This window comes from Leifsonia sp. NPDC102414 (genome assembly GCF_044765685.1).
Lineage (GTDB): Bacteria > Actinomycetota > Actinomycetes > Actinomycetales > Microbacteriaceae > Leifsonia.
Genome location: NZ_JBIWKN010000001.1, coordinates 891,595 through 911,102, shown reverse-complemented (window position 1 = coordinate 911,102; position 19,508 = coordinate 891,595). Strand labels below are relative to the sequence as shown.

The following is a 19,508-nucleotide window of genomic DNA, read 5'->3' as shown; positions in this document are numbered from 1 at the left end:
CGTTCACGACATGCGCGTTGATCTTCTGACCCGGGAATACCCGCCGGACATCTATGGCGGAGCCGGTGTCCACGTGACCGAGCTGGTGCGCGCGCTGCGCGCGGACACCGAGGTGCAGGTGCGCTGTTTCGGCGAGCCGCGCGACGAGGCGGACGTGCACGCATACCGCGTGCCGCATGAACTCGCTGGAGCGAATGCCGCGATCAGCACACTCGGGGTCGACCTGCAGATGGCGCAGGACTGCGGGGGAGCCGACCTGGTGCACTCGCACACCTGGTACGCGAACGGCGCCGGCCACATCGCGAAACTGCTGCACGGCATCCCGCACGTCGTCACCGCGCACAGCCTGGAGCCGCTGCGCCCGTGGAAGGCCGAGCAGCTCGGCGGCGGATACCGCGTGTCGAGCTGGGCGGAGAAGACGGCGTTCGAGGGCGCGGAACGCGTCATCGCGGTGAGCGAGGGGATGCGTCGCGACATCCTCGCCGCGTACCCCGCCCTCGACCCAGAGAAGGTGACCGTGATCTACAACGGCATCGACCTGGAGCGCTGGCGCCCACTCGACGACCAGGAGCGCGCGCGGGCGCTCGGCATCGACCCCGACCGACCTGCCGTGATCTTCGTCGGCAGGATCACCAGGCAGAAGGGTCTGCCGTACCTGCTGCGCGCTGCCAGGCTCCTGCCGCAAGAGGTCCAGGTCATCCTCTGCGCGGGGGCTCCGGACACGCCGGAGATCATGGCGGAGGTGACGCGTGGCGTCGAGCAGCTCCAGGAGGAGCGCGACGGCGTGGTGTGGATCGACAGGCTGCTGTCGCAGGAGGAGCTGCGGGTGGCGCTGACCGCATCCACTGTCTTCGTCTGCCCGTCCATCTACGAGCCGCTCGGGATCGTGAACCTGGAGGCGATGGCCTGCGGGCTGCCCGTCGTCGGCACGGCGACAGGAGGCATCCCCGAGGTGATCGTGGACGGCGTCACCGGCAGGCTCGTGCCCATCGCCCAGGCGACGGACGGCACAGGAACGCCGACCGATCCGGATGCGTTCGTCGCCGACCTGGCCGCCGCGCTGACCGAGGTGGTCGGCGACGGGGAGCGTGCTGCGCTGATGGGCAGCGCCGGCCGGTTGCGGGCGGAGACGGCGTTCAGCTGGGAGTCGATCGCGGAGCAGACACGGGAGCTGTACCGGTCCGTCACAGCCTGACGCCGCCGCTAGGCTAGAGGGTATGTCCAGCGTTCTCCAGCTTCACGATGTGTCCGTTGTCCGCGACGGGAATACGGTTCTCGACTCGGTGAACTGGACGGTGGAGCCAGACGAACGCTGGGTGGTCCTCGGACCGAACGGCGCAGGCAAGACCACGCTCCTGCAGATCGCCGCCGCTGCGCTGCACCCCACCTCCGGTGAGGCGGAAGTGCTCGGCGAGCCCATCGGCCACAGCGACCTGTCCGAGCTGCGCCCGCGGCTTGGCTTTGCGTCGAGCGCCCTCGCCAGGCGCATCCCGCGCAACGAGACAGTGCTCGACGTCGTGATGACGGCGGCGTACGCGGTCACGGGCCGGTGGAACGAGGAGTATGAGGAGATCGACGAGCGTCGCGCCCGCCGCGTGCTCGGCGAGTGGAACCTCGACCACCTGGCCGAGCGCTCCTTCGGCAGCCTGAGCGACGGCGAGCAGAAGCGCGTCCAGATCGCCCGCTCGGTGATGACGGACCCGGAGATCCTGCTGCTCGACGAGCCGGCGGCGAGCCTCGACCTCGGCGGCCGCGAGGAGCTGTTGCAGCTGCTCGGCGGATACGCCAGCGACGCCGACTCGCCCGCCATCGTCATGGTCACGCATCACGTCGAGGAGATCCCCCTCGGCTTCAACAGGGCCCTGCTGCTCGCGAACGGCGCTGTCGCCGCCCAGGGCACCCTCGACGAGGTCATCACCGCGGAGCGCCTCAGCGAGACGTTCGGTGTGGATGTCGACCTCACCGAGCAGGACGGCCGCTACGCCGTCCGGGCGCGTCGCGGCACCGCGGACTGAACATCTGCTAAACTCGATAGCTGGCCCACCAGCCGACATACTTTCCGCCCTGTGCTTCCACGCACGGGCACGACCGACAAATCACTACGCAACAAGGAAGTCCTGATGAAGACTGACATCCACCCCGACTACGCTCCGGTGGTTTTCCGCGACCTGGCCTCGGGTGCGACGTTCCTCACGCGCTCGACCGTGACGAGCGAGAAGACGATCGAGTGGGAAGACGGCACCGTCTACCCGGTGATCGACGTTGAGATCTCCTCGGAGTCGCACCCGTTCTACACGGGCAAGCAGCGCATCATGGACTCGGCCGGTCGCGTCGAGAAGTTCAACTCGCGCTACAAGAACTTCGGCAAGTAAGACTGCCAACGTCAAAGGCCCCGACCGTTCTGGTCGGGGCCTTCGTCGTTGGCGCCGCATCCGGGCGGCGCCAACGCGGATCAGTACGTGTACGTGGACGGGTTCGCGGCGATGATCGCGACGATCGCGATCGTGAAGATGATGCCGATCACGATCTCGGCGAAGCCGATGATGACGGCGGCGATGGCGAGGCCGCGGCCCTGCTCGCCGGTCTTCTTGATCTGGGAGAGGGCGACGAAGCCCAGGATGATGCCGACGATGTTCACGAAGAACGCCAGGATGAAGGCCACAATGGCCATGGTGTTGTAGCCGCGAGCTGCAGGGGCGCCCTGGTACGGCTGCTGGTACTGCGGCTGCTGCTGGGGCGGAAGGGGCTGTGGGTTGAGGTCTGAATCGCTCATACCCGTTATGTTACCGGTCAGCAGATTCTAAGCCAACCGACAGAAATACACACTTATGCATGGATTTCAGCGCAGCGGCCAGTCGCCGGACGTCGTGAAGTGCGGGTCGCGCACGCGGCGCATGTACTCCTGGAAGTCGGCGGCCTGCTCTCGGCACCAGTCCACCTGCATCCTGTGCAGCTCCGCCGCCTCGAAGGCGAGGGCTTCGGTGTGCACCCTGGCGAGCGCCTGCGCCACCCGGCCGGCCGCGATGGCGTCCGCGCCCGCATCGTGCGCGTCCGTGAGGTCGACGCCGTAGTAGGTCGCCGTGACCTCGAGCGTGCGCTTGCCTCTGCGGTACTTGTCCACGGCCTTGTCGATGACGAGAGGGTCGACTACGGGGCCGGGGGAGACGAGCGGGGCGACGCTGTGGCGACGCGCTTCGCGGTCGAGCAGTGTGAAGTCGTACGGCGCGTTGTACGCCACGACCGGGATGCCGCGGCTGAACAGGTCGCGGAGCGCCTCTACGATCTGCGCGGTGGCTGCTGAGGCGTGCATCCCGTTGCTGCGCGCGTGTTCGGTGGTGATGCCGTGCACCGCTGTGGCGCCGGCGGGAATCTCGACGCCGGGGTCGACGAGCCAGTCCTGTCGCTGCACGATCGTGCCGGTGTGGTCGAGAAGGCCGACATGCGCCGTGACGATGCGCGCCGACTCCACGTCGATGCCGGTGGTCTCCAGATCGAAGACGCCCAGTTCCTGATGCCACTCACTCATGGAATCAGCGTATGAGCGACCACTGTCAGCCCGGGGACCGACACGGCGAACCACGGATGCGCCCTGCCGGCTCCCAGCCGGGCGAGCGCGTCAGTTGTGCCGAGGCTCGATGTGCAGCCAGTAGAAGTTCTGCGTCCCCAGGGTCAGCGTGAAGCGGCCGTCCTCGGCGACGGTCGGGAACTCCGCACCGCCGAACAGGTCGTAGAGGGTCGCGCCGGCGAACTCAGGCGCCTCCAGCGAGACGGAGACCGGGTTGTGCGCGAACGAGAACACGCACAGGACGTCTTCCGGCTGGTCTCCGAAGTGCGTGCCGCTGCCCTCGTAGGAGCGAACGAACGCGAGCACCGACTCGTGGTTGGTCTGCAGCACGCGGATCGTGCCGAGGCCGAACACCGGATGCGCCTTGCGCACGTGGATGACGTTGCGGATCCAGTGCAGCAGCGAGCGCGACTGGGCGAGCTGCGCCTCCACGTTGACCTGGTTGTAGTGGTAGACCAGCGACTGGACCACGGGCAGGAACAGCTTGCCGGGGTCGGCGGTGGAGAACCCGGCGTTGCGGTCAGGCGTCCACTGCATGGGCGTACGCGAGCTGTCGCGGTCGGGGAGCCAGATGTTGTCGCCCATCCCGATCTCGTCGCCGTAGTAGAGGAACGGGCTTCCCGGTAGGGAGAACAGGAGTGCGTGCGCGAGTTCGAGCTCCGCACGCGAGTTGTCGAGCAGCGGCGCGAGGCGGCGGCGGATGCCGATGTTGGCGCGCATCCGTGGGTCGTATGCGTACCAGCCGTACATCGCCTGGCGATACTCCTCGCTCACCATCTCGAGCGTGAGCTCGTCGTGGTTGCGCAGGAACACGCCCCAGGCGGAGCCGTCCGGAACGTCCAGGGTCTCGGACAGCACCCGCACGAGCTCGGCGGACTGCTGCGAGCGCAGCGCGTAGAAGATGCGCGGCATGACGGGGAAGTCGAAGGCCATGTGGCACTCCGGCTCGTCCTCCGTGCCGAAGAACGCGGCGACCTCGCGCGGCCACTGGTTCGCCTCGGCGACCATCATGCGTCCGGGGTATTCGCGGTCGACCATCTCGCGGAGCTTCTTGATGAACTCGTGCGTCTTCGGCTCGCCCTCTCCGTTGCCCTCGTCGGACTCGTAGAGGTATGGGATCGCATCCAGCCGGAAGCCGTCGACGCCGAGGTCGAGCCAGAACCGCACGATCTCGAACATCGCATCGTGCACGGCCGGGTTCTCGAAGTTGAGGTCGGGCTGGTGCGAGAAGAAGCGGTGGAAGTAGTACTGGCGGCGCGCCTCGTCGAAGGCCCAGTTGGAGTCCTCCGTGTCGACGAAGATGATGCGGATGTCCGGCCACTTTTCGTCGGTGTCGTTCCAGACGTAGAAGTCGCCGTACGGCCCCTCCGGGTCGGAGCGGGACTGCTGGAACCACTCGTGCTGGTCGGACGTGTGGTTCATCGGCAGGTCGATGATGATGCGCATGTTGCGCTCGTGCGCCTTGGTCACGAGGTCGCGGAACTCGTCGATCGTGCCGAACTCCGGCAGGATCGCGCGGAAGTCGGACACGTCGTATCCGCCGTCGCGCAACGGGGACTGGAAGAACGGAGGGAGCCAGAGCGCGTCGATCCCGAGCCACTGCAGGTAGTCGAGCTTGGAGGTGAGCCCGGCGAGGTCGCCGGAGCCGTCGCCGTTGCTGTCGACGAACGATCGCACCATCACTTCGTAGAAGACGGACCGGCGATACCACTGCGGATCCAGGGTGAGCCCGGGCAGCGTGATGGGCGCAGTGAAACTCACGGTTCTCCTTCCGGCGCGAAGCCGATGCAAGCGATTACAACCAGTCGAGTCTAGGTGCACGCGCTGGTGCTCTGTCCAGTCCTGGCAGCACATTGCCGGATGCGGTGATCCGCGCTGCCTAGACTGGTCTGCGATGACCGCTTCCTCGCCATACGCAGCTTCACCGTACGCCGACGCGCTCGGCCGTCTCCCGGTGCGCACAGCAGACGTGCCCGTCCTCGGTGGCACCACCCGCTACTGGGACTACGGCGACCCCGCCGCGCAGACGACGCTCGTGCTCGTGCACGGGTTCCGCGGCGACCATCACGGCCTCGAGCCTGTCGTCGCACAGCTCGGCGGGGTGAGGATGATCTCGCCCGATCTTCCCGGCTTCGGCGCATCCACTCCATTGACGGAGGCGAAGCACGACATCGACGGCTACGCGCGCTGGCTCAGGGCGTTCGTGCGCGAGCTCGGCATCGACGGCAGGTTCGTGCTGCTCGGTCACTCCTTCGGGTCGATCGTGGTCTCGGCGGCTCTGGCCGATGCGACGGCTCCGGATGCGCTGCACCCGAACGACGTGGTGCTGGTGAACCCGATCGGGCAGCCGGCGCTGGAGGGACCGCGCGGCATCATGACGCGGCTTGCGATCTTCTACTACTGGCTGGCTGCAGCGCTTCCGCGAACGCTCGGCTTCGGTCTGCTGCGCAACCGTGCGATCGTGCGCGTGATGAGCGTGACGATGGCGAAGACCAAGGACAAGGCGCTCCGGCGCTGGATCCACGACCAGCACGACCGCTACTTCAGCGCGTTCAGCGACCGCGAGGTGGTGCTCGACGCCTTCCGCGCCTCCGTGTCGCACGACGTCAGCGAGTACGCGGCGCGCATCCAGGAGCGCACCTTGCTGGTTGCTGCTCAGAAGGACGACATCACGCCGCTGTCGGCGCAGTACCGCCTGCAGACCCTGTTCCCTGATGCGCGCCTCGTCGTGATCCCGGACGTCGGCCACCTGATCCACTACGAGACGCCGACCGAAGCGGCGCGGGCGATCGAGGACTTCCTGGCATGAGGATCGTCTTCGACTGCCGCTACACCAGGATCGGCCGCCACGACGGGATCAGCCGGTACACGGCGGGCCTCGTCGCCGCGCTGGCGAAACGTCACGCCGTCACCATGCTCATCAGCGACCACCGTCAGCTCGAGATGCTGCCGCACCTGCCGTGGGAGCTGATCGGCTCGCCGACCAGCGCCGGCGAGCCGTGGGTGGCCAGGCAGGTCAACAGGCTCAAGCCGGACGTGGTGTTCACGCCGATGCAGACCATGGGCGGCTGGGGCCGCCGGTACCGGCTCGTGCTCACCGTGCACGACCTCATCTACTACCGCAACCGCACCCCACCGCGCGACCTGCCTGCCCCCATCCGGTTGCTGTGGCGGCTCTACCACCTGGCCTGGTGGCCGCAGCGGATGCTGCTCAACCGGTCGGATGCGGTGGTGACCGTGTCGCAGACCACCAAGCAGCTCATCGCCGAGCACAGGCTCACCCGCCGTCCGGTGCACGTCGTGCCGAACGCGGCAGACATGCCGGAGCTCGATCCGGTACGGATGGCCAGGACGAGCCCGGAGTCGAAGTCGCTCGTCTACATGGGCTCGTTCATGCCGTACAAGAACGTCGAGACGCTGGTGCGCGCCGCTGCCTTGCTTCCCGACTACGAACTGCACCTGATGAGCAGGGTGTCCGACGCAGAGCGGGAGCGCCTGACGGCCGTTGCGCCGGATGCGCGGATCGTGTTCCACAACGGGGCGAGCGACGAGGAGTACGCGGAGACGATCGCCGCGGCCACGGCACTGGTGACGGCGTCGCACGACGAAGGCTTCGGCATCCCCCTGGTGGAGTCGATGACGCTCGGCACGCCCGCGGTGGTCAGCGACATCCCGATCTTCCGCGAGATCGGGGGAGAGGCCGCCCTGTTCTTCGCGCCGAACTCCGCAGAGGAGGCGGCCGCGCGCATCCGGCACCTGGAGGAGGACGGCGTGTGGGCGGCGCGCTCGGAGGCGTCGAAGCGCGAGGCGGCCCGGTTCACCTGGGATGCGTCGGCTGAACATCTTCTCACGGTGCTGACCGCTGCCGCGGCGAGGGCGAAACGGAAGCTGGATTGATGTCATAATCGCGAGGCGTGCACAGGTGCACTTTTCGAATGGGGGGAGAATTTGATGCTGGGTAAACGGTGGATCAGGACGGCCGCGTCCGTCGGAATCGCGGCGGCGACCGCGATCGCAGGGACAATGCTCGGGGCGATGCCGGCCAACGCCGCCCAGTCGATGTATCGGATCGTCAACACGCTGCCAGCTGCGCCGGGCACCGATCCGTGGGCGACCGTCCCGACGATGGCCATCGACCCGGCGACGAACACGATGTTCGCCCTGGTGTCGAGCAGCACCGCCAGCAGCCTGACGGTGCTCGACCTCGCCGCTGGCTCGGTGAGCAAGACGCTTCCGCTTCCGCACATCCCGAACGGCGTCGACATCGACGCAGGGCGCGGCCTCGTGTACGTCACGATTGCGGACACCACCGCCGGCACGGCTTCACTGGCCGTGTTCTCGACGACGTCGAAGACCCAGGTGGCGACCATCCCGCTCGGCAGCGTGAACCTCGTGGGCAGCAGCGGCAACAGTGGGATGGCCGTCGACACAGCGACGGGCTCGGTTTACCTCGTCGGTACACGATCCGTCGGCGGGACGCCGACGCCGTCCATCCTGGTGCTGACGGCGGCGCAGATCGCCTCCGCCGTCGGCGGCACAGGCGTGACACCGACGGCCGTGCCGCTGCCGTCGACGACGCAGGGCCCGTCCGCTGTCACTGTCGATGCGGCAGCGGGCATCGTGTACGCCGTGACGATGTCGCCGACCGCCTCCACGCTGTACGCGTTCAGCACGGCGACGAACGCGCTGACGAAGACGGTTCCGCTGACCGGAGTCGCGGACGTGGCGACGGTCGACCCTGCGACGGGCACCGTGTACGTCTCTCGCCGCACGGCGCCGTCGGCGACCACGTACGAGCTGGCTCTCGTGCCGCGCGGCGCATCCGCCGTATCGTCGACCATCGAGCTTCCCGCGCAGGCGGAATCGCTCGAGGTCGATCCGACCGCAGGCACGCTCTACGCCGCCGTCTCCCAGCCGTTCGAGGGCGGGACGATCAACGAGGTGTTCGCGATCGACACCGCCTCGAAGGAGGTCGTCGCCGGTCTGCCCGTCACGACCCCGGCCGACGTCGCGGTGAACCCGGCCACGGGCACGGCCTATGTCTCGGGTGCACGCTCCGGGGACACCCTGATCTCCGTCCTCCGGAAGCTCACCACCGACCGGGTGGCGGGCAGCGACCGCTTCGCGACCTCTGTTGCCGTCTCGAAGAAGGCGTTCCCCGGCACGGCCCCGGTGGTCTACGTGGCGTCCGGGCTGAACTACCCGGATGCCCTCGCCGCCGGTCCCGCCGCCACGAAGCGAGGCGGACCGCTCCTGCTCACGCCGCCGACCGGCCTCACAGCGGATGTCGCCGCTGAGGTCTCCCGCCTCAAGCCGACGACGATCGTGGTCGCCGGAGGCCCGGCCTCCGTGTCGGATCACGTTCTCAGCCAGCTGCGAACGGCCGCGCCGTCGGCGACGGTGAACCGGGCAGCGGGAGACGACAGGTTCGCCACGTCGCGCTCGGTGGCGAAGGGCGCGTTCTCCACGGCGAACACGGTCTACCTCGCCTCCGGCGCGAACTTCCCGGACGCGCTGTCGGCGGGTGGGGCAGCCGGATCGAAGGGCGCGCCGGTGCTCCTCGTCGATGGGGCGGCGAGCTCTGTCGACTCCGCCACGGCGGCGCTGCTGAAATCCCTCGGCACGAAGAAGGTCGAGTTGGTCGGAGGGTCGGCTGTCATGTCGTCAGGCGTGGAGTTGTCTCTGACCCAGAGCGGCTACACCGTCGACCGCCTCGCCGGACAGGATCGGTACGCCACCGCGGAAGCGGTCAATGTGAGCACGTATCCCACCGCATCCACCGCTGTCATCGCCACCGGATTCGGCTATGCCGATGCGCTCGCGGCGAGCAGTTGGGCGGGAAAGACCTCGTCGCCGCTGTACCTCGCGCCGGGGAGCTGCGTGCCGAGCGGCGTGCTGGCCGATATGGGACGACTCGGTGTCCGGACCGTCACCCTGGTCGGCGGTCCGACCGTGTTGAACGCCGGGGTCGAATTCCTCACGCCGTGCGATGGGCTGTAGTCCGCGCGTCTGACTGAGAACACGGGGAGTCAGAGAACAGAGGGGTCAGAGCACGGACGCGGTGAACAGGTCCCGGTCTTCCGGGTGCAGGTTGAAGCGGTCGAGGGTGAGAGTTCCGTCTTCGTAGACGAACTCGTGCACGGAGCCGTTCGGGATGACCTCACCCGGGCCGGGAAGCGCGTGGCCTGTGACGTGGCGCACCAGCGATCCGATCACGCCGCCGTGACTGACGACGATGACGGACTCTCCCGGGTGCTGCTCGCCCAGCGCAAGCAGGGCGGGCAGCGCGCGCTCCACGACCTCGTCGCGCGACTCGCGGCCTGGCACCGGCGTTCCCTCCGGCCAGCGGGCCAGGATCTCGGCTCCGGTGAGGCCCTCCGCGTCTCCGTAGCGGCGCTCGGCGACCTCGGGGAGGGGGAGGGGCGCATCCAGACCGGTGTGCGACGCGATGATGCTCGCCGTCTCGGTCGCTCGGCTCAGCGGGCTGGCGTAGATGGCGTCGTAGCGTCCTCCGGCGAGCGCGCGGCCCGTGGCATCGGCCTGTTCGCGGCCTGTGCTGTTCAGCGGGATGTCGCTCGACCCCTGGATGCGTTTGGCGAGGTTCCAGTCGGTCTGACCGTGGCGAACGAGGGAGATTCTGGTCACACGCGTCCTTTCATCGCGGACGCGGAGGCCGCCTGGAGCTAGGTGAGTCTGGCGGCGAGTTCGACGAGTGTCTCCGTCGTCCCTGCGTTCAGCTTAATGGTCGCGCGGCCGTCGCCCTTCGTCTCGCCCCTGTTCACGATCACGATGGGGAGCTTGCGGCGCCTGGCCTCCTCCAGCAACCGGATGCCCGAGTTGACCGCCAGGGACGACCCTGCGATCAGCAGCGCGTCCGAGCTGCGGACCAGTGCGCTCGCCTCGCGGTACTTCTCCGCGGGGATGAACTCGCCGAAGAACACCACGTCCGGCTTGAGGTGGCCGCCGCAGACGGTGCAGTCCGGAACCTGGAACGCATCCACATCGGTGACGATCGCGTCGCCGTCCGGGGCGATCTCGACCGCGCCATCCGCATCCAGCCACGGGTTGGCCTGCTCGATGCGGGCCGCGATGGCCTCGCGGGCGAAGATCTGGCCGCAGACCAGGCAGAGCACCCTGTCCATCGCGCCGTGCAGATCGACGACCTTGCGGGAACCTGCCTGCTTGTGCAGGCCGTCGACGTTCTGCGTGACGACGCCGTTGGCAGCGCCTCCGAGTTCGAGCGCTGCGATGGCGCGATGCCCGTCGTTCGGGGCGGCGGCGGCGAACCGGCGGTAACCGAGATGGCTGCCTGCCCAGTAGCGCTTGCGGTACGTGTCGTCGGCGAGGAACTGCTGGAACGTCATCGGCGTGCGCTTCGGCGCGCCCTCGCCTCGGTAGTCGGGGATGCCGGAGTCGGTCGAGACGCCTGCGCCGGTGAGCAGGGCGAACCGGCGTCCTGCCAGCAGCTCGACCGTCCTGTCGAGGTCGCGTGCCAGCTCGGCAGAGAGCTCCGTCGTCACTGTTGCCACGTGCGCCTCCTGTCGATGCTTCTTGCAGTCTAAACACGCGAGTTTTCCGGAATGTTTCCGACGACTGGCAATCTGTAAGCTGCACCGCGATCCTCCGGTGCATGACGAGAGGCTTCCGCCGTGCGCATCCATCGCATCACCGACCTGACAGCAGACGGGCTCGCAGACTATTCGCGGCTCACCGACGTCGCCTTGCGGCGCGTCAGCGAGCCGGAGGGCGGGCTGTACATCGCGGAGTCGTCGAAGGTCATCACGCGCGCGCTGGCTGCCGGACACCGGCCGCGTTCCGTGCTGCTGCAGGAGCAGTGGCTGGCCGACCTGGAGCCGCTGCTCGCCGACTACCCCGACGTGCCCGTGTTCGTGGGGGAGAGCGGCGTGCTGGAGGAGCTCACCGGCTACCACCTGCACCGTGGAGCCCTCGCGGCGATGCACAGGCCAGAGCTGCCGCAGCCCGCGTCGCTGCTGCGGGATGCGCGGCGCGTGGTGGTGCTGGAGGACATCGTCGACCACACCAACGTCGGGGCGATCTTCCGCTCGGTCGCCGGGCTCGGCGCAGACGCGGTCCTGGTGAGCCCGCGTTGCGCAGACCCGCTGTACCGCAGGAGCGTGCGGGTGAGCATGGGCACGGTGCTGCAGGTGCCGTGGACGCGCATCCCTGAGTGGGACGAGGCGGCGCCGATCCTGCACGACGCCGGGTTCGAGATCGCCGCGCTGGCGCTGGCGGACGACGCGATGGAGCTCGGCGCGTACGCCGCAGCCGCTCCGGAACGGGTGGCGCTGGTGCTCGGGTCGGAGGGCGACGGACTGAGCCGCAGGGCGCTGGCGGCCGCCGACACGGTGGTGACCATCCCGATGCTGCACGGAGTGGACTCGCTGAACGTCGCGTCGGCGAGTGCGGTGGCGCTCTGGGCACTGATGCGGTGACCGTTGCGCGCTCGGCTCGCTCGGCGCTCTCCGCGCTTATGGCGCGTTCTCAGGGGACGCCTCGGTAGCCCCGCATAGAATTCTCGGGTGCAAGACCAGTCCCGCCGAGTGTCCCCCCAGGTGTACCGCCGTCGCCGGATCGTCGTCTTCAGCCTCGTCGGGGTCGTCCTCGCGAGCCTGATGTACCTGTCCGGGTCGCTGTTCGGTCCCGTGCCGGCCACAGCGGCGGTCGTGCAGCACGAGAAGAGCATCGTGCAGCCCGCTGCGCAGCTCGCCTGGCCTGGCTGGGGTGCGAGCGCCATCTCCGCTCCGGATGTGGACGGTGCGACCGAATACCACGGCAGCGACAAGAGCCTGCCGATCGCCAGCGTGACGAAGACGATCACCGCGCTGGTCGTGCTCGACAAGAAGCCCATCACCGGAGGATCGGACGGGCCGACGATCGACTTCACCCAGAAGGACGTCGACATCTGGAACGAGGTCATCAGCGAGGGCGGATCGTGGGCGCCCGTCGTCGCAGGAACGTCGATGACCGAGAAGCAGGCGCTCACCGCGATGCTGCTCCCGTCCGCGAACAACTACGCCATTTCGCTCGCCAACTGGGCGTACGGCTCCTCCGACGCGTTCGTGAAGGCCGCGAATACCTGGCTCGACAGCAAGAAGTTCACCGGGACGCACCTCACCAGCCCGGACGGACTCGACCCTGGCAGCGTCAGCACCACCAAGGATCTGATCGGCATCGGCAAGCTCGTGCTCGCCGACCCCGTGCTGTCCGCGATCGTCTCGCAGAAGTCGGCGACTCTTCCGGGCGCAGGGGCGCAGGACAACACGAACACACTGCTCGGATTCGAGGGCATCGACGGCATCAAGACGGGCAACACGGACGAGGCGGGCAACTGCCTGCTGTTCTCCGCGGAGATCGGCGTCGGCAGCAACAAGGTGCGCGTGGTCGGCGCCGTGCTCGGCGCGCCGACTCACGACGACCTGTGGGCAGCCGTCAAGGCGCTGCTGGTGAGCATGAAGGGCGGCTTCCACCAGGTGGATGCGTCCAGCGTCGGCCAGTCGTACGGCACGTACTCGACCCCCTGGGGAGCGCGATCCGCCCTCGTCTCCACCTCGACGAAGAGCTTCGTCGTGTGGTCGGACACGCCCATCCAGGTCGACCTGCAGACGCGCACCATCCAGTCGGGACGCAAGGGGGACGTGGTCGGTCAGGTCACCTTCACCCTGAACGGCAAGACCCAGACCGCCGAGCTCGCGCTGGCCCGCGACGTGCCGGACCCCGGCTTCGGCTGGCGCCTCGCCCACCCCGGCGGCCTCGGCGCCTGACCGACGCCTCGCCCAGCCTCAATTGCTTGGGGAGGCGGGTCAGAGCTCGGGGAGGCGGAAGGGGCCCGCGTCCGGGCGCTTGGGGAGGACGTGGTCGCCGGAGGACTGGTGGCGGACGCGCCGGAGCACCCACGGGACGAGGTACTCGCGCGCCCAGGACAGGTCCTCCGCGCGCGCCTGGCGCCAGGTGCGCTCCGGCAGCGGCTCGGGCTGCAGCGGCTGCAGGTCGTTCTCGACGTTGAGGGCGGCGAGCACCATGCGCGCGACCGTGTGGTGGCCGAGCGGCGCCAGGTGCAGGCGGTCCGGCGCCCACATCCGCTGGTCCTGGATCTCGGTGAGCGCCCACTGGTCGGCCACGATGCAGTCGTACTTGGCGGCGACGGCGCGCACGTTCTCGTTGTAGATCGCCACCTTGCCGCGGATACCGCGGAACACGGGGGAGAAGCCGACGTCGACGCCGGTGAAGACGACGATGGTCGCCCCGTCGACGCTCAGCCGTGAGACCGCGTCGTCGAACAGGGCGGCGATGGCGTCCGGGTCGGTGCCGGGGCGGATGACGTCGTTGCCGCCCGCGGAGATGGTGACGAGGTCGGGCCGCAGCGCGACAGCCGGCTCGACCTGCTCATCCAGGATCTGCTTGATCAGCTTGCCGCGCACAGCGAGGTTGGCGTACGCGAAGTCGTCGGTCTGCTGGCTGAGCACCTCGGCGACCCGATCGGCCCAGCCGCGGTGACCGCCGGGGCTGCCGGGCTCTGGATCGCCGATGCCTTCCGTGAACGAGTCGCCGAGTGCGACATAGCGGGACCACGGATGCTGAGCGACTGCCATACCTTCATTCTGCACCCAGCCATTCTGCCCTCCCGCCGAGCGTCGCTCTCGAACGCGCCGCCACCGGTGATGCGGCACGCCCGGGGGTGGGGGACGCGTGGGCGAGTGTCGGCGGGAGCCGGTAGATTTGATCCAAGTGGAACAGCCGACAGAACCCGATACCTCGCTTCGCCCTGGTGCGCACGCCGGAACGTTCGCCGCTGAACACCTGTCGCCCTCCTTCCCGGAGAGAGCGGCCTGGGGTACAGCAGGCAAACTGCGTGCCTGGCAGGCCGAGGCGCTCGACGCATACTTCGAGCATGAGCCGCGCGACTTCCTCGCCGCCGCGACGCCCGGCGCGGGAAAGACGACGTTCGCGCTGCGACTCGCCACCGAGCTGCTCGCACGGCGAGTTGTCGAGCGCATCACCGTCGTCGCCCCGACCGAGCACCTGAAGCGGCAGTGGGCCGAAGCGGCAGAACGCGTCGGACTGCACCTCGACCCGGAGTTCAAGAACTCGGACGGCCGATACGCCCGCCACTTCAAGGGCGTGGCTGTCACATACGCGCAGGTCGCGATGCGCCCGAGCCTGCACAAAGACATCACGGAGAACTACCGCACGCTCGTGATCCTCGACGAGGTGCACCACGGCGGCGACGCTCTGAGCTGGGGCGACGGCATCCGCGAGGCGTTCGAGCGTGCCACCCGGCGCCTCTCGCTCACCGGGACGCCGTTCCGCTCCGATACCGCTCCCATCCCGTTCGTGACGTACCTGCCGGACAAGGCGGGCATCCGCACGTCGCTCACCGACTACAACTACGGCTACGGCCGCGCCCTCGCAGACGGCGTCGTGCGACCGGTGATCTTCCTGGTCTACGCCGGGCACATGCGCTGGCGCACCAAAACAGGCGACGAGATGGAGGCGCGGCTCGGCGAGGGCAACACCAAAGACATCACGTCGCAGGCCTGGCGCACGGCGCTCGATCCGCGCGGCGAATGGATCCCCGCGGTCCTGAACGCCGCTGACCGCCGCCTCACCGAGGTGCGCAACGCCATCCCGGATGCGGGCGGCCTGGTCATCGCGACCGACCACTACGCCGCCCGCGCGTACGCCGACCTGCTGCAGCAGATCTCCGGCGAGCCGGTCACAGTGGTGCTCTCCGACGAGAAGGAGGCGAGCGACAGGATCGCCGAGTTCGCAGCGGGCACCTCCCGCTGGATGGTCGCGGTGCGCATGGTGTCGGAGGGGGTGGACGTTCCCCGGCTGGCGGTCGGGGTGTACGCGACCAGCGCATCCACGCCGCTGTTCTTCGCGCAGGCGATCGGACGTTTCGTGCGTGCGAGGCGACGCGGGGAGACGGCGTCGGTGTTCCTGCCGAACGTACCGACGCTGATGGCTCTCGCCAACGCGCTCGAACTGGAGCGCGACCACGCCCTCGACCGGCCGACGGAAGAGAACGCCGAAGGCGACTTCTTCAACCCGGAAGACGCCATGATGGCGGAAGCGAACCGGCAGGAGCGCGCATCAGAGGGGTTGATGGACGAGTTCTCGTTCGAGGCGCTCGGCTCAGAGGCGAACTTCGACAGGGTCCTATACGACGGCCAGGAGTTCGGCAGCTTCGCGGTGCCCGGCAGCGACGAGGAGCACGACTTCATCGGGCTGCCCGGCATCCTGGAACCGGAGCAGGTGCACGAGCTGCTGACGCAGCGGCAGCAGCGGCAGGCGCGTCGCACCAGCTCCCGTCCGCCGGCGGCGGATGGGCATCCGCCCGCGCCGCTGTACCGCAACCTCAAGGAGCAGCGCAGCCTGCTGAACAGCCTGGTCGGGCTGTACTCGAAGAACACGGGGGAGCCGCACGGCCTCATCCACGCCGAGCTGCGCCGCGCGTGCGGCGGCCCCGCGGTCGCGCAGGCGTCGGTGACGCAGCTCCAGTCCCGAATCGACTACCTGCGCCGCCGCCTCGGCCGCGGCTGACACGGGCGCTTGCGGCTGCACGAGTCGTGCGGAACGTGCGGTCACGGGCGCGGTGACCGCACGCTTCGCACGAGCTGACGGCGCCGCGCGCGATCCGGTGCCGCACGAGTCGTGCGGAACGTGCGGTCGCGGGCGCGGTGACCGCACGCTTCGCACGAGCGAACGGCGCCGGACCGTGCGCGGCGCATCCTGAAACGCGGACGGGCGGCCGCGCAGCGCGCGACCGCCCGTGCGGCGAAGCACGCGGCTAGATGACGCCCATCGCGATCATCGCGTCGGCGACGCGGGTGAAGCCGGCGATGTTGGCGCCGAGCACATAGTCGCCGGGGGCGCCGTACTCGTCGGCGGTCTCCGCGCAGCGGTCGTGGATGCCGACCATGATCTCGGCGAGGCGGCCTTCCGCGTACTCGAAGCTCCACGCATCCCTGGAGGCGTTCTGCTGCATCTCGAGGGCAGAGGTCGCCACGCCGCCCGCGTTCGCCGCCTTGCCGGGCGCGAACAGCACGCCGGCGGCCGTCAGCACGCGCACCGCCTCCGGCGTGCACGGCATGTTCGCGCCCTCGACCACGGCAGCGACGCCGTTGTCGGCGAGGATCTTCGCCGCGTCGCCGCCGAGCTCGTTCTGCGTGGCGCACGGGATCGCGACGTCGATCGTCGTCTCCGCCGCCAGCGCCCAGATGTCGCCGCCTGCGCGGTACTCGGATGCGCTGCCGCGCGCATCCGCGTAGTCGCTGAGGCGTCCACGGCGCTGCTCCTTGATCTCGCGCAGGAGGTCGAGGTCGAGTCCGTCGCGGTCGTAGACGACGCCGGTCGAGTCTGAGCACGCGACGACGGTGCCGCCGAGCTGCTGCACCTTCTGGATGGCGTAGATGGCGACGTTCCCCGAGCCGGAGACGAGCACGCGCGTGCCGTCGAACGAGCGACCGCGGGTGGACAGCATCCGGTCGGCGAACACGACGGCGCCGAACCCGGTGGCCTCCGTGCGCACGAGCGAGCCGCCCCAGCCGATGCCCTTGCCGGTGAGGACGCCGGACTCGTAGCGGTTGGTGATCCGCTTGTACTGGCCGAACAGGTAGCCGATCTCCCGGCCGCCGACGCCGATGTCACCGGCGGGGACATCCGTGTACTCGCCCAGGTGGCGGTACAGCTCGGTCATGAAGGACTGGCAGAACCGCATCACCTCGGCGTCCGACTTGCCCTTGGGGTCGAAATCGCTTCCGCCTTTGCCTCCGCCGATCGGGAGTCCGGTGAGTGCGTTCTTGAAGATCTGCTCGAAGCCGAGGAACTTCACCGTGCCGAGCGTGACGGTCGGGTGGAACCGCAGGCCGCCCTTGAACGGCCCGAGCGCCGAGTTGAATTCGACGCGGAAGCCGCGGTTGATCTGCACACGGCCGCTGTCGTCCGTCCACGGCACCCGGAAGATGATCTGGCGTTCCGGCTCGCACAGCCGCTCGAGGACGGCGGCCTCGGCGTAGCGCGGGTTCCTGGCGATCACGGGGCCGAGGGAGTCGAAGACCTCCCTCGCTGCCTGGTGGAATTCTGGCTCTCCGGCGTTCCGCTTGAGGACGTCGTCGAGGAGGGTGGTGAGGTCAGTAGTCACTCGCGGCCTTTCGATGGTGCACAAGATTTCTGAGTCTACTCTCAGACACCTGAGGCTCTTCGCCGTGTGACGACGGCTGGATGCGCGCCTGGATGTGCGGATGCCCACCCGGTGGATGCGCGGGTGAGGTGAGCCTGCGCATGCTGGCAGGGCGGCCCTCGACTTCCTAGGCTGAGCCCATGAGCGAGCAACAGGTCGACGGACAGCACGCGGGCGAGCCGCACAGGGAAGGGCTCGCCCAGCGCCTCAACTGGCTGAGGGCCGGAGTGCTCGGCGCCAATGACGGGATCGTATCCGTGGCCGCGGTGGTGGTCGGTGTCGCTGGGGCGACGGGCGACATCGCGCCGATCCTCACGGCGGGGATCGCAGCGCTCGTCGGCGGGGCGATCTCGATGGCGCTCGGCGAGTACGTCTCTGTCAGCAGCCAGCGAGACAGCGAGCACGCGCTCATCGCCAAGGAACGCAGGGAGCTCGCCGAGATTCCGGAGCAGGAACTCGCCGAGCTGGCCGGATTGTACGAGGCGAAGGGCCTGAAGCCGGAGACGGCCAGGCAGGTCGCTCTCGAACTCACCGAGCACGACGTGCTCGCTGCCCATCTGTCCGCCGAGCTCGGGATCGACCAGGACGACGTGGTCAGTCCGTGGCACGCGGCCCTCGCGTCGGCGGTGGCGTTCACGATCGGCGGGCTGCTGCCGCTGCTGACGATCCTGCTGCTGCCCGCAGCCATCCGCATCCCCATCACGTTCGTGGTGGTGCTGGTGGCGTTGGCGATCACGGGATACGTCGCTGCGTACATCGGTGGCAGCCCGCGCGGGAAGGCGACGGTGCGCGTGGTGGTCGGGGGAGCGCTGGCCCTGATCGTGACGTTCGCGATCGGCGCGCTGCTCGGCACATCGGGCGTGGTCTGATGGGCATGACGGAAGAGGCGCACCGATGACCAGGGCGATGAAGGGGCGGCGGCGATGAGCAGCGAGACCGTGTTGACCGGCGTGACAGGGCTGAGGGACAAGCGCGACATCGTCGCCAACTGGCTGCCCCGCTACACGGGTACGGCCCTGGAGGATTTCGGCGAGCACATCCTGCTCACCAACTTCGGCGACTACGTGCAGCGGTTCGCCGAGTGGTACGGCACTGAGGTGCGCGGCGCGGACCGGCCGATGCCGAACGCGACGGCGGACGGGATCACGATCATCAACTTCGGGATGGGCAGCCCCAACGCCGCGACGGTGATGGACCTGCTCAGCGCGGTGACGCCGAAGGCAGCCCTCTTCCTCGGCAAGTGCGGCGGCGTGAAGCGCAAGAACCAGCTCGGCGACCTCGTGCTCCCGATCGCGGCGATCCGCGGCGAGGGCACGTCGAACGACTACCTGCCGCCCGAGGTACCAGCCCTCCCGGCGTTCCAGTTGCAGCGCGGTGTGTCCACGACGATCCGCGACTTCGGCCACGACTACTGGACGGGCACGGTGTACACGACCAACCGCCGCGTCTGGGAGCACGATGAGACGTTCAAGGCCAGGCTGCGGGAGACGCGCGTGATGGCGGTGGACATGGAGACGGCGACGATCTTCGCCGCAGGCTTCGCCAACCGCATCCCGTGCGGTGCGCTGCTGCTGGTGTCCGACCAGCCGATGATCCCCGAGGGCGTGAAGACGGCGGACAGCGATCGCAGCGTGACGGGCCAGTTCGTGGAGCGGCACATCCGCATCGGCGTGGAGGCGCTGCGGCTGGTGCGGCGCAACGGCCGCAGCGTGCGGCACCTGCGGTTCGAGGACGAGTAGG

18 protein-coding genes are annotated in these 19,508 nt (G+C 68.8%); 11 read left to right on the top strand and 7 right to left on the bottom strand.

The window, feature by feature from the left end; translation table 11 throughout:
* Nucleotides 1-10 precede the first annotated feature (10 nt).
* The 3 genes from glgA to ACIRCZ_RS04355 all read left to right on the top strand — a co-directional run bounded on the left by glgA (nucleotide 11) and on the right by ACIRCZ_RS04355 (nucleotide 2,372).
* The gene (gene glgA, locus ACIRCZ_RS04365) at nucleotides 11-1,195 is read left to right on the top strand and encodes a glycogen synthase (protein WP_402850019.1); all 1,185 of its coding nucleotides are present in this window, start codon (nucleotides 11-13) and stop codon (nucleotides 1,193-1,195) included.
* Nucleotides 1,196-1,217: 22 nt separating this feature from the next.
* A complete protein-coding gene (locus ACIRCZ_RS04360) occupies nucleotides 1,218-2,015 on the top strand; it encodes an ABC transporter ATP-binding protein (protein ID WP_055893952.1) in 798 nt (265 codons plus the stop codon).
* A 105-nt stretch (nucleotides 2,016-2,120) separates the two neighbouring features.
* Nucleotides 2,121-2,372, top strand: coding sequence for a type B 50S ribosomal protein L31 (locus ACIRCZ_RS04355; RefSeq protein WP_055893950.1), 252 nt, complete (start codon nucleotides 2,121-2,123; stop codon nucleotides 2,370-2,372).
* An 80-nt stretch (nucleotides 2,373-2,452) separates the two neighbouring features.
* Here the strand turns inward: ACIRCZ_RS04355 and ACIRCZ_RS04350 are convergent, their stop codons facing one another.
* From ACIRCZ_RS04350 to treS, 3 genes are all read right to left on the bottom strand, one after another.
* Nucleotides 2,453-2,773: a DUF4190 domain-containing protein gene (locus tag ACIRCZ_RS04350; protein ID WP_055893948.1), complete on the bottom strand. Its 321-nt coding sequence runs from the start codon at nucleotides 2,771-2,773 to the stop codon at nucleotides 2,453-2,455.
* 66 nt (nucleotides 2,774-2,839) lie between these two features.
* A complete protein-coding gene (locus tag ACIRCZ_RS04345; protein WP_402850014.1) occupies nucleotides 2,840-3,526 on the bottom strand; it encodes a 3'-5' exonuclease in 687 nt (228 codons plus the stop codon).
* 90 nt (nucleotides 3,527-3,616) lie between these two features.
* Nucleotides 3,617-5,326, bottom strand: coding sequence for a maltose alpha-D-glucosyltransferase (treS, locus tag ACIRCZ_RS04340; RefSeq protein WP_055893944.1), 1,710 nt, complete (start codon nucleotides 5,324-5,326; stop codon nucleotides 3,617-3,619).
* A gap of 133 nt (nucleotides 5,327-5,459) precedes the next feature.
* On the opposite strand from treS, the gene ACIRCZ_RS04335 reads away from it, so the two are divergent.
* From ACIRCZ_RS04335 to ACIRCZ_RS04325, 3 genes are read left to right on the top strand one after another with little or no spacing between them, the layout of a single operon-like run.
* Nucleotides 5,460-6,374 (top strand): alpha/beta fold hydrolase, encoded by a 915-nt coding sequence (locus ACIRCZ_RS04335; protein WP_055893942.1) that lies wholly within the window; start codon nucleotides 5,460-5,462, stop codon nucleotides 6,372-6,374.
* Nucleotides 6,371-7,462, top strand: a complete 1,092-nt coding sequence (locus tag ACIRCZ_RS04330) for a glycosyltransferase family 4 protein (RefSeq protein ID WP_402850009.1) — start codon at nucleotides 6,371-6,373, stop codon at nucleotides 7,460-7,462. The genes ACIRCZ_RS04335 and ACIRCZ_RS04330 overlap by 4 nt, the downstream gene beginning before the upstream one ends.
* A gap of 54 nt (nucleotides 7,463-7,516) precedes the next feature.
* Complete coding sequence (locus ACIRCZ_RS04325; protein ID WP_402850006.1) at nucleotides 7,517-9,565, top strand: cell wall-binding repeat-containing protein; 2,049 nt, start codon at nucleotides 7,517-7,519, stop codon at nucleotides 9,563-9,565.
* Nucleotides 9,566-9,610: 45 nt separating this feature from the next.
* Here the strand turns inward: ACIRCZ_RS04325 and ACIRCZ_RS04320 are convergent, their stop codons facing one another.
* Together ACIRCZ_RS04320 and ACIRCZ_RS04315 are read right to left on the bottom strand one after the other, a co-directional pair.
* A complete protein-coding gene (locus tag ACIRCZ_RS04320; protein WP_055893934.1) occupies nucleotides 9,611-10,210 on the bottom strand; it encodes a histidine phosphatase family protein in 600 nt (199 codons plus the stop codon).
* A 38-nt stretch (nucleotides 10,211-10,248) separates the two neighbouring features.
* Entirely contained in the window at nucleotides 10,249-11,094 is an 846-nt protein-coding gene (locus ACIRCZ_RS04315) for a Sir2 family NAD-dependent protein deacetylase (protein WP_402850003.1), read from the bottom strand.
* A gap of 120 nt (nucleotides 11,095-11,214) precedes the next feature.
* On the opposite strand from ACIRCZ_RS04315, the gene ACIRCZ_RS04310 reads away from it, so the two are divergent.
* Both ACIRCZ_RS04310 and ACIRCZ_RS04305 read left to right on the top strand, forming a co-directional pair.
* On the top strand, nucleotides 11,215-12,018 hold the full coding sequence (locus ACIRCZ_RS04310) for an RNA methyltransferase (RefSeq protein WP_055893930.1): 804 nt from the start codon (nucleotides 11,215-11,217) through the stop codon (nucleotides 12,016-12,018).
* Nucleotides 12,019-12,105: 87 nt separating this feature from the next.
* Nucleotides 12,106-13,347 carry a D-alanyl-D-alanine carboxypeptidase family protein gene (locus ACIRCZ_RS04305; protein ID WP_402850000.1) on the top strand — a complete coding sequence of 414 codons (1,242 nt, stop codon included), beginning with the start codon at nucleotides 12,106-12,108 and terminating at the stop codon, nucleotides 13,345-13,347.
* A gap of 39 nt (nucleotides 13,348-13,386) precedes the next feature.
* Here the strand turns inward: ACIRCZ_RS04305 and ACIRCZ_RS04300 are convergent, their stop codons facing one another.
* Nucleotides 13,387-14,175: an SGNH/GDSL hydrolase family protein gene (locus tag ACIRCZ_RS04300; protein ID WP_055893925.1), complete on the bottom strand. Its 789-nt coding sequence runs from the start codon at nucleotides 14,173-14,175 to the stop codon at nucleotides 13,387-13,389.
* Nucleotides 14,176-14,311: 136 nt separating this feature from the next.
* Here ACIRCZ_RS04300 and ACIRCZ_RS04295 point away from each other — a divergent pair, with 136 nt between their 5' ends.
* Entirely contained in the window at nucleotides 14,312-16,129 is a 1,818-nt protein-coding gene (locus ACIRCZ_RS04295; protein WP_402849997.1) for a DEAD/DEAH box helicase, read from the top strand.
* 247 nt (nucleotides 16,130-16,376) lie between these two features.
* Here the strand turns inward: ACIRCZ_RS04295 and gdhA are convergent, their stop codons facing one another.
* A complete protein-coding gene (gene gdhA, locus ACIRCZ_RS04290) occupies nucleotides 16,377-17,729 on the bottom strand; it encodes an NADP-specific glutamate dehydrogenase (protein WP_402849994.1) in 1,353 nt (450 codons plus the stop codon).
* Between the two features lie 179 nt (nucleotides 17,730-17,908).
* Here gdhA and ACIRCZ_RS04285 point away from each other — a divergent pair, with 179 nt between their 5' ends.
* Nucleotides 17,909-18,637: a VIT family protein gene (locus ACIRCZ_RS04285; protein ID WP_402849991.1), complete on the top strand. Its 729-nt coding sequence runs from the start codon at nucleotides 17,909-17,911 to the stop codon at nucleotides 18,635-18,637.
* A 54-nt stretch (nucleotides 18,638-18,691) separates the two neighbouring features.
* Nucleotides 18,692-19,507, top strand: a complete 816-nt coding sequence (locus ACIRCZ_RS04280; RefSeq protein ID WP_402849988.1) for an AMP nucleosidase — start codon at nucleotides 18,692-18,694, stop codon at nucleotides 19,505-19,507.
* Nucleotide 19,508 lies beyond the last annotated feature (1 nt).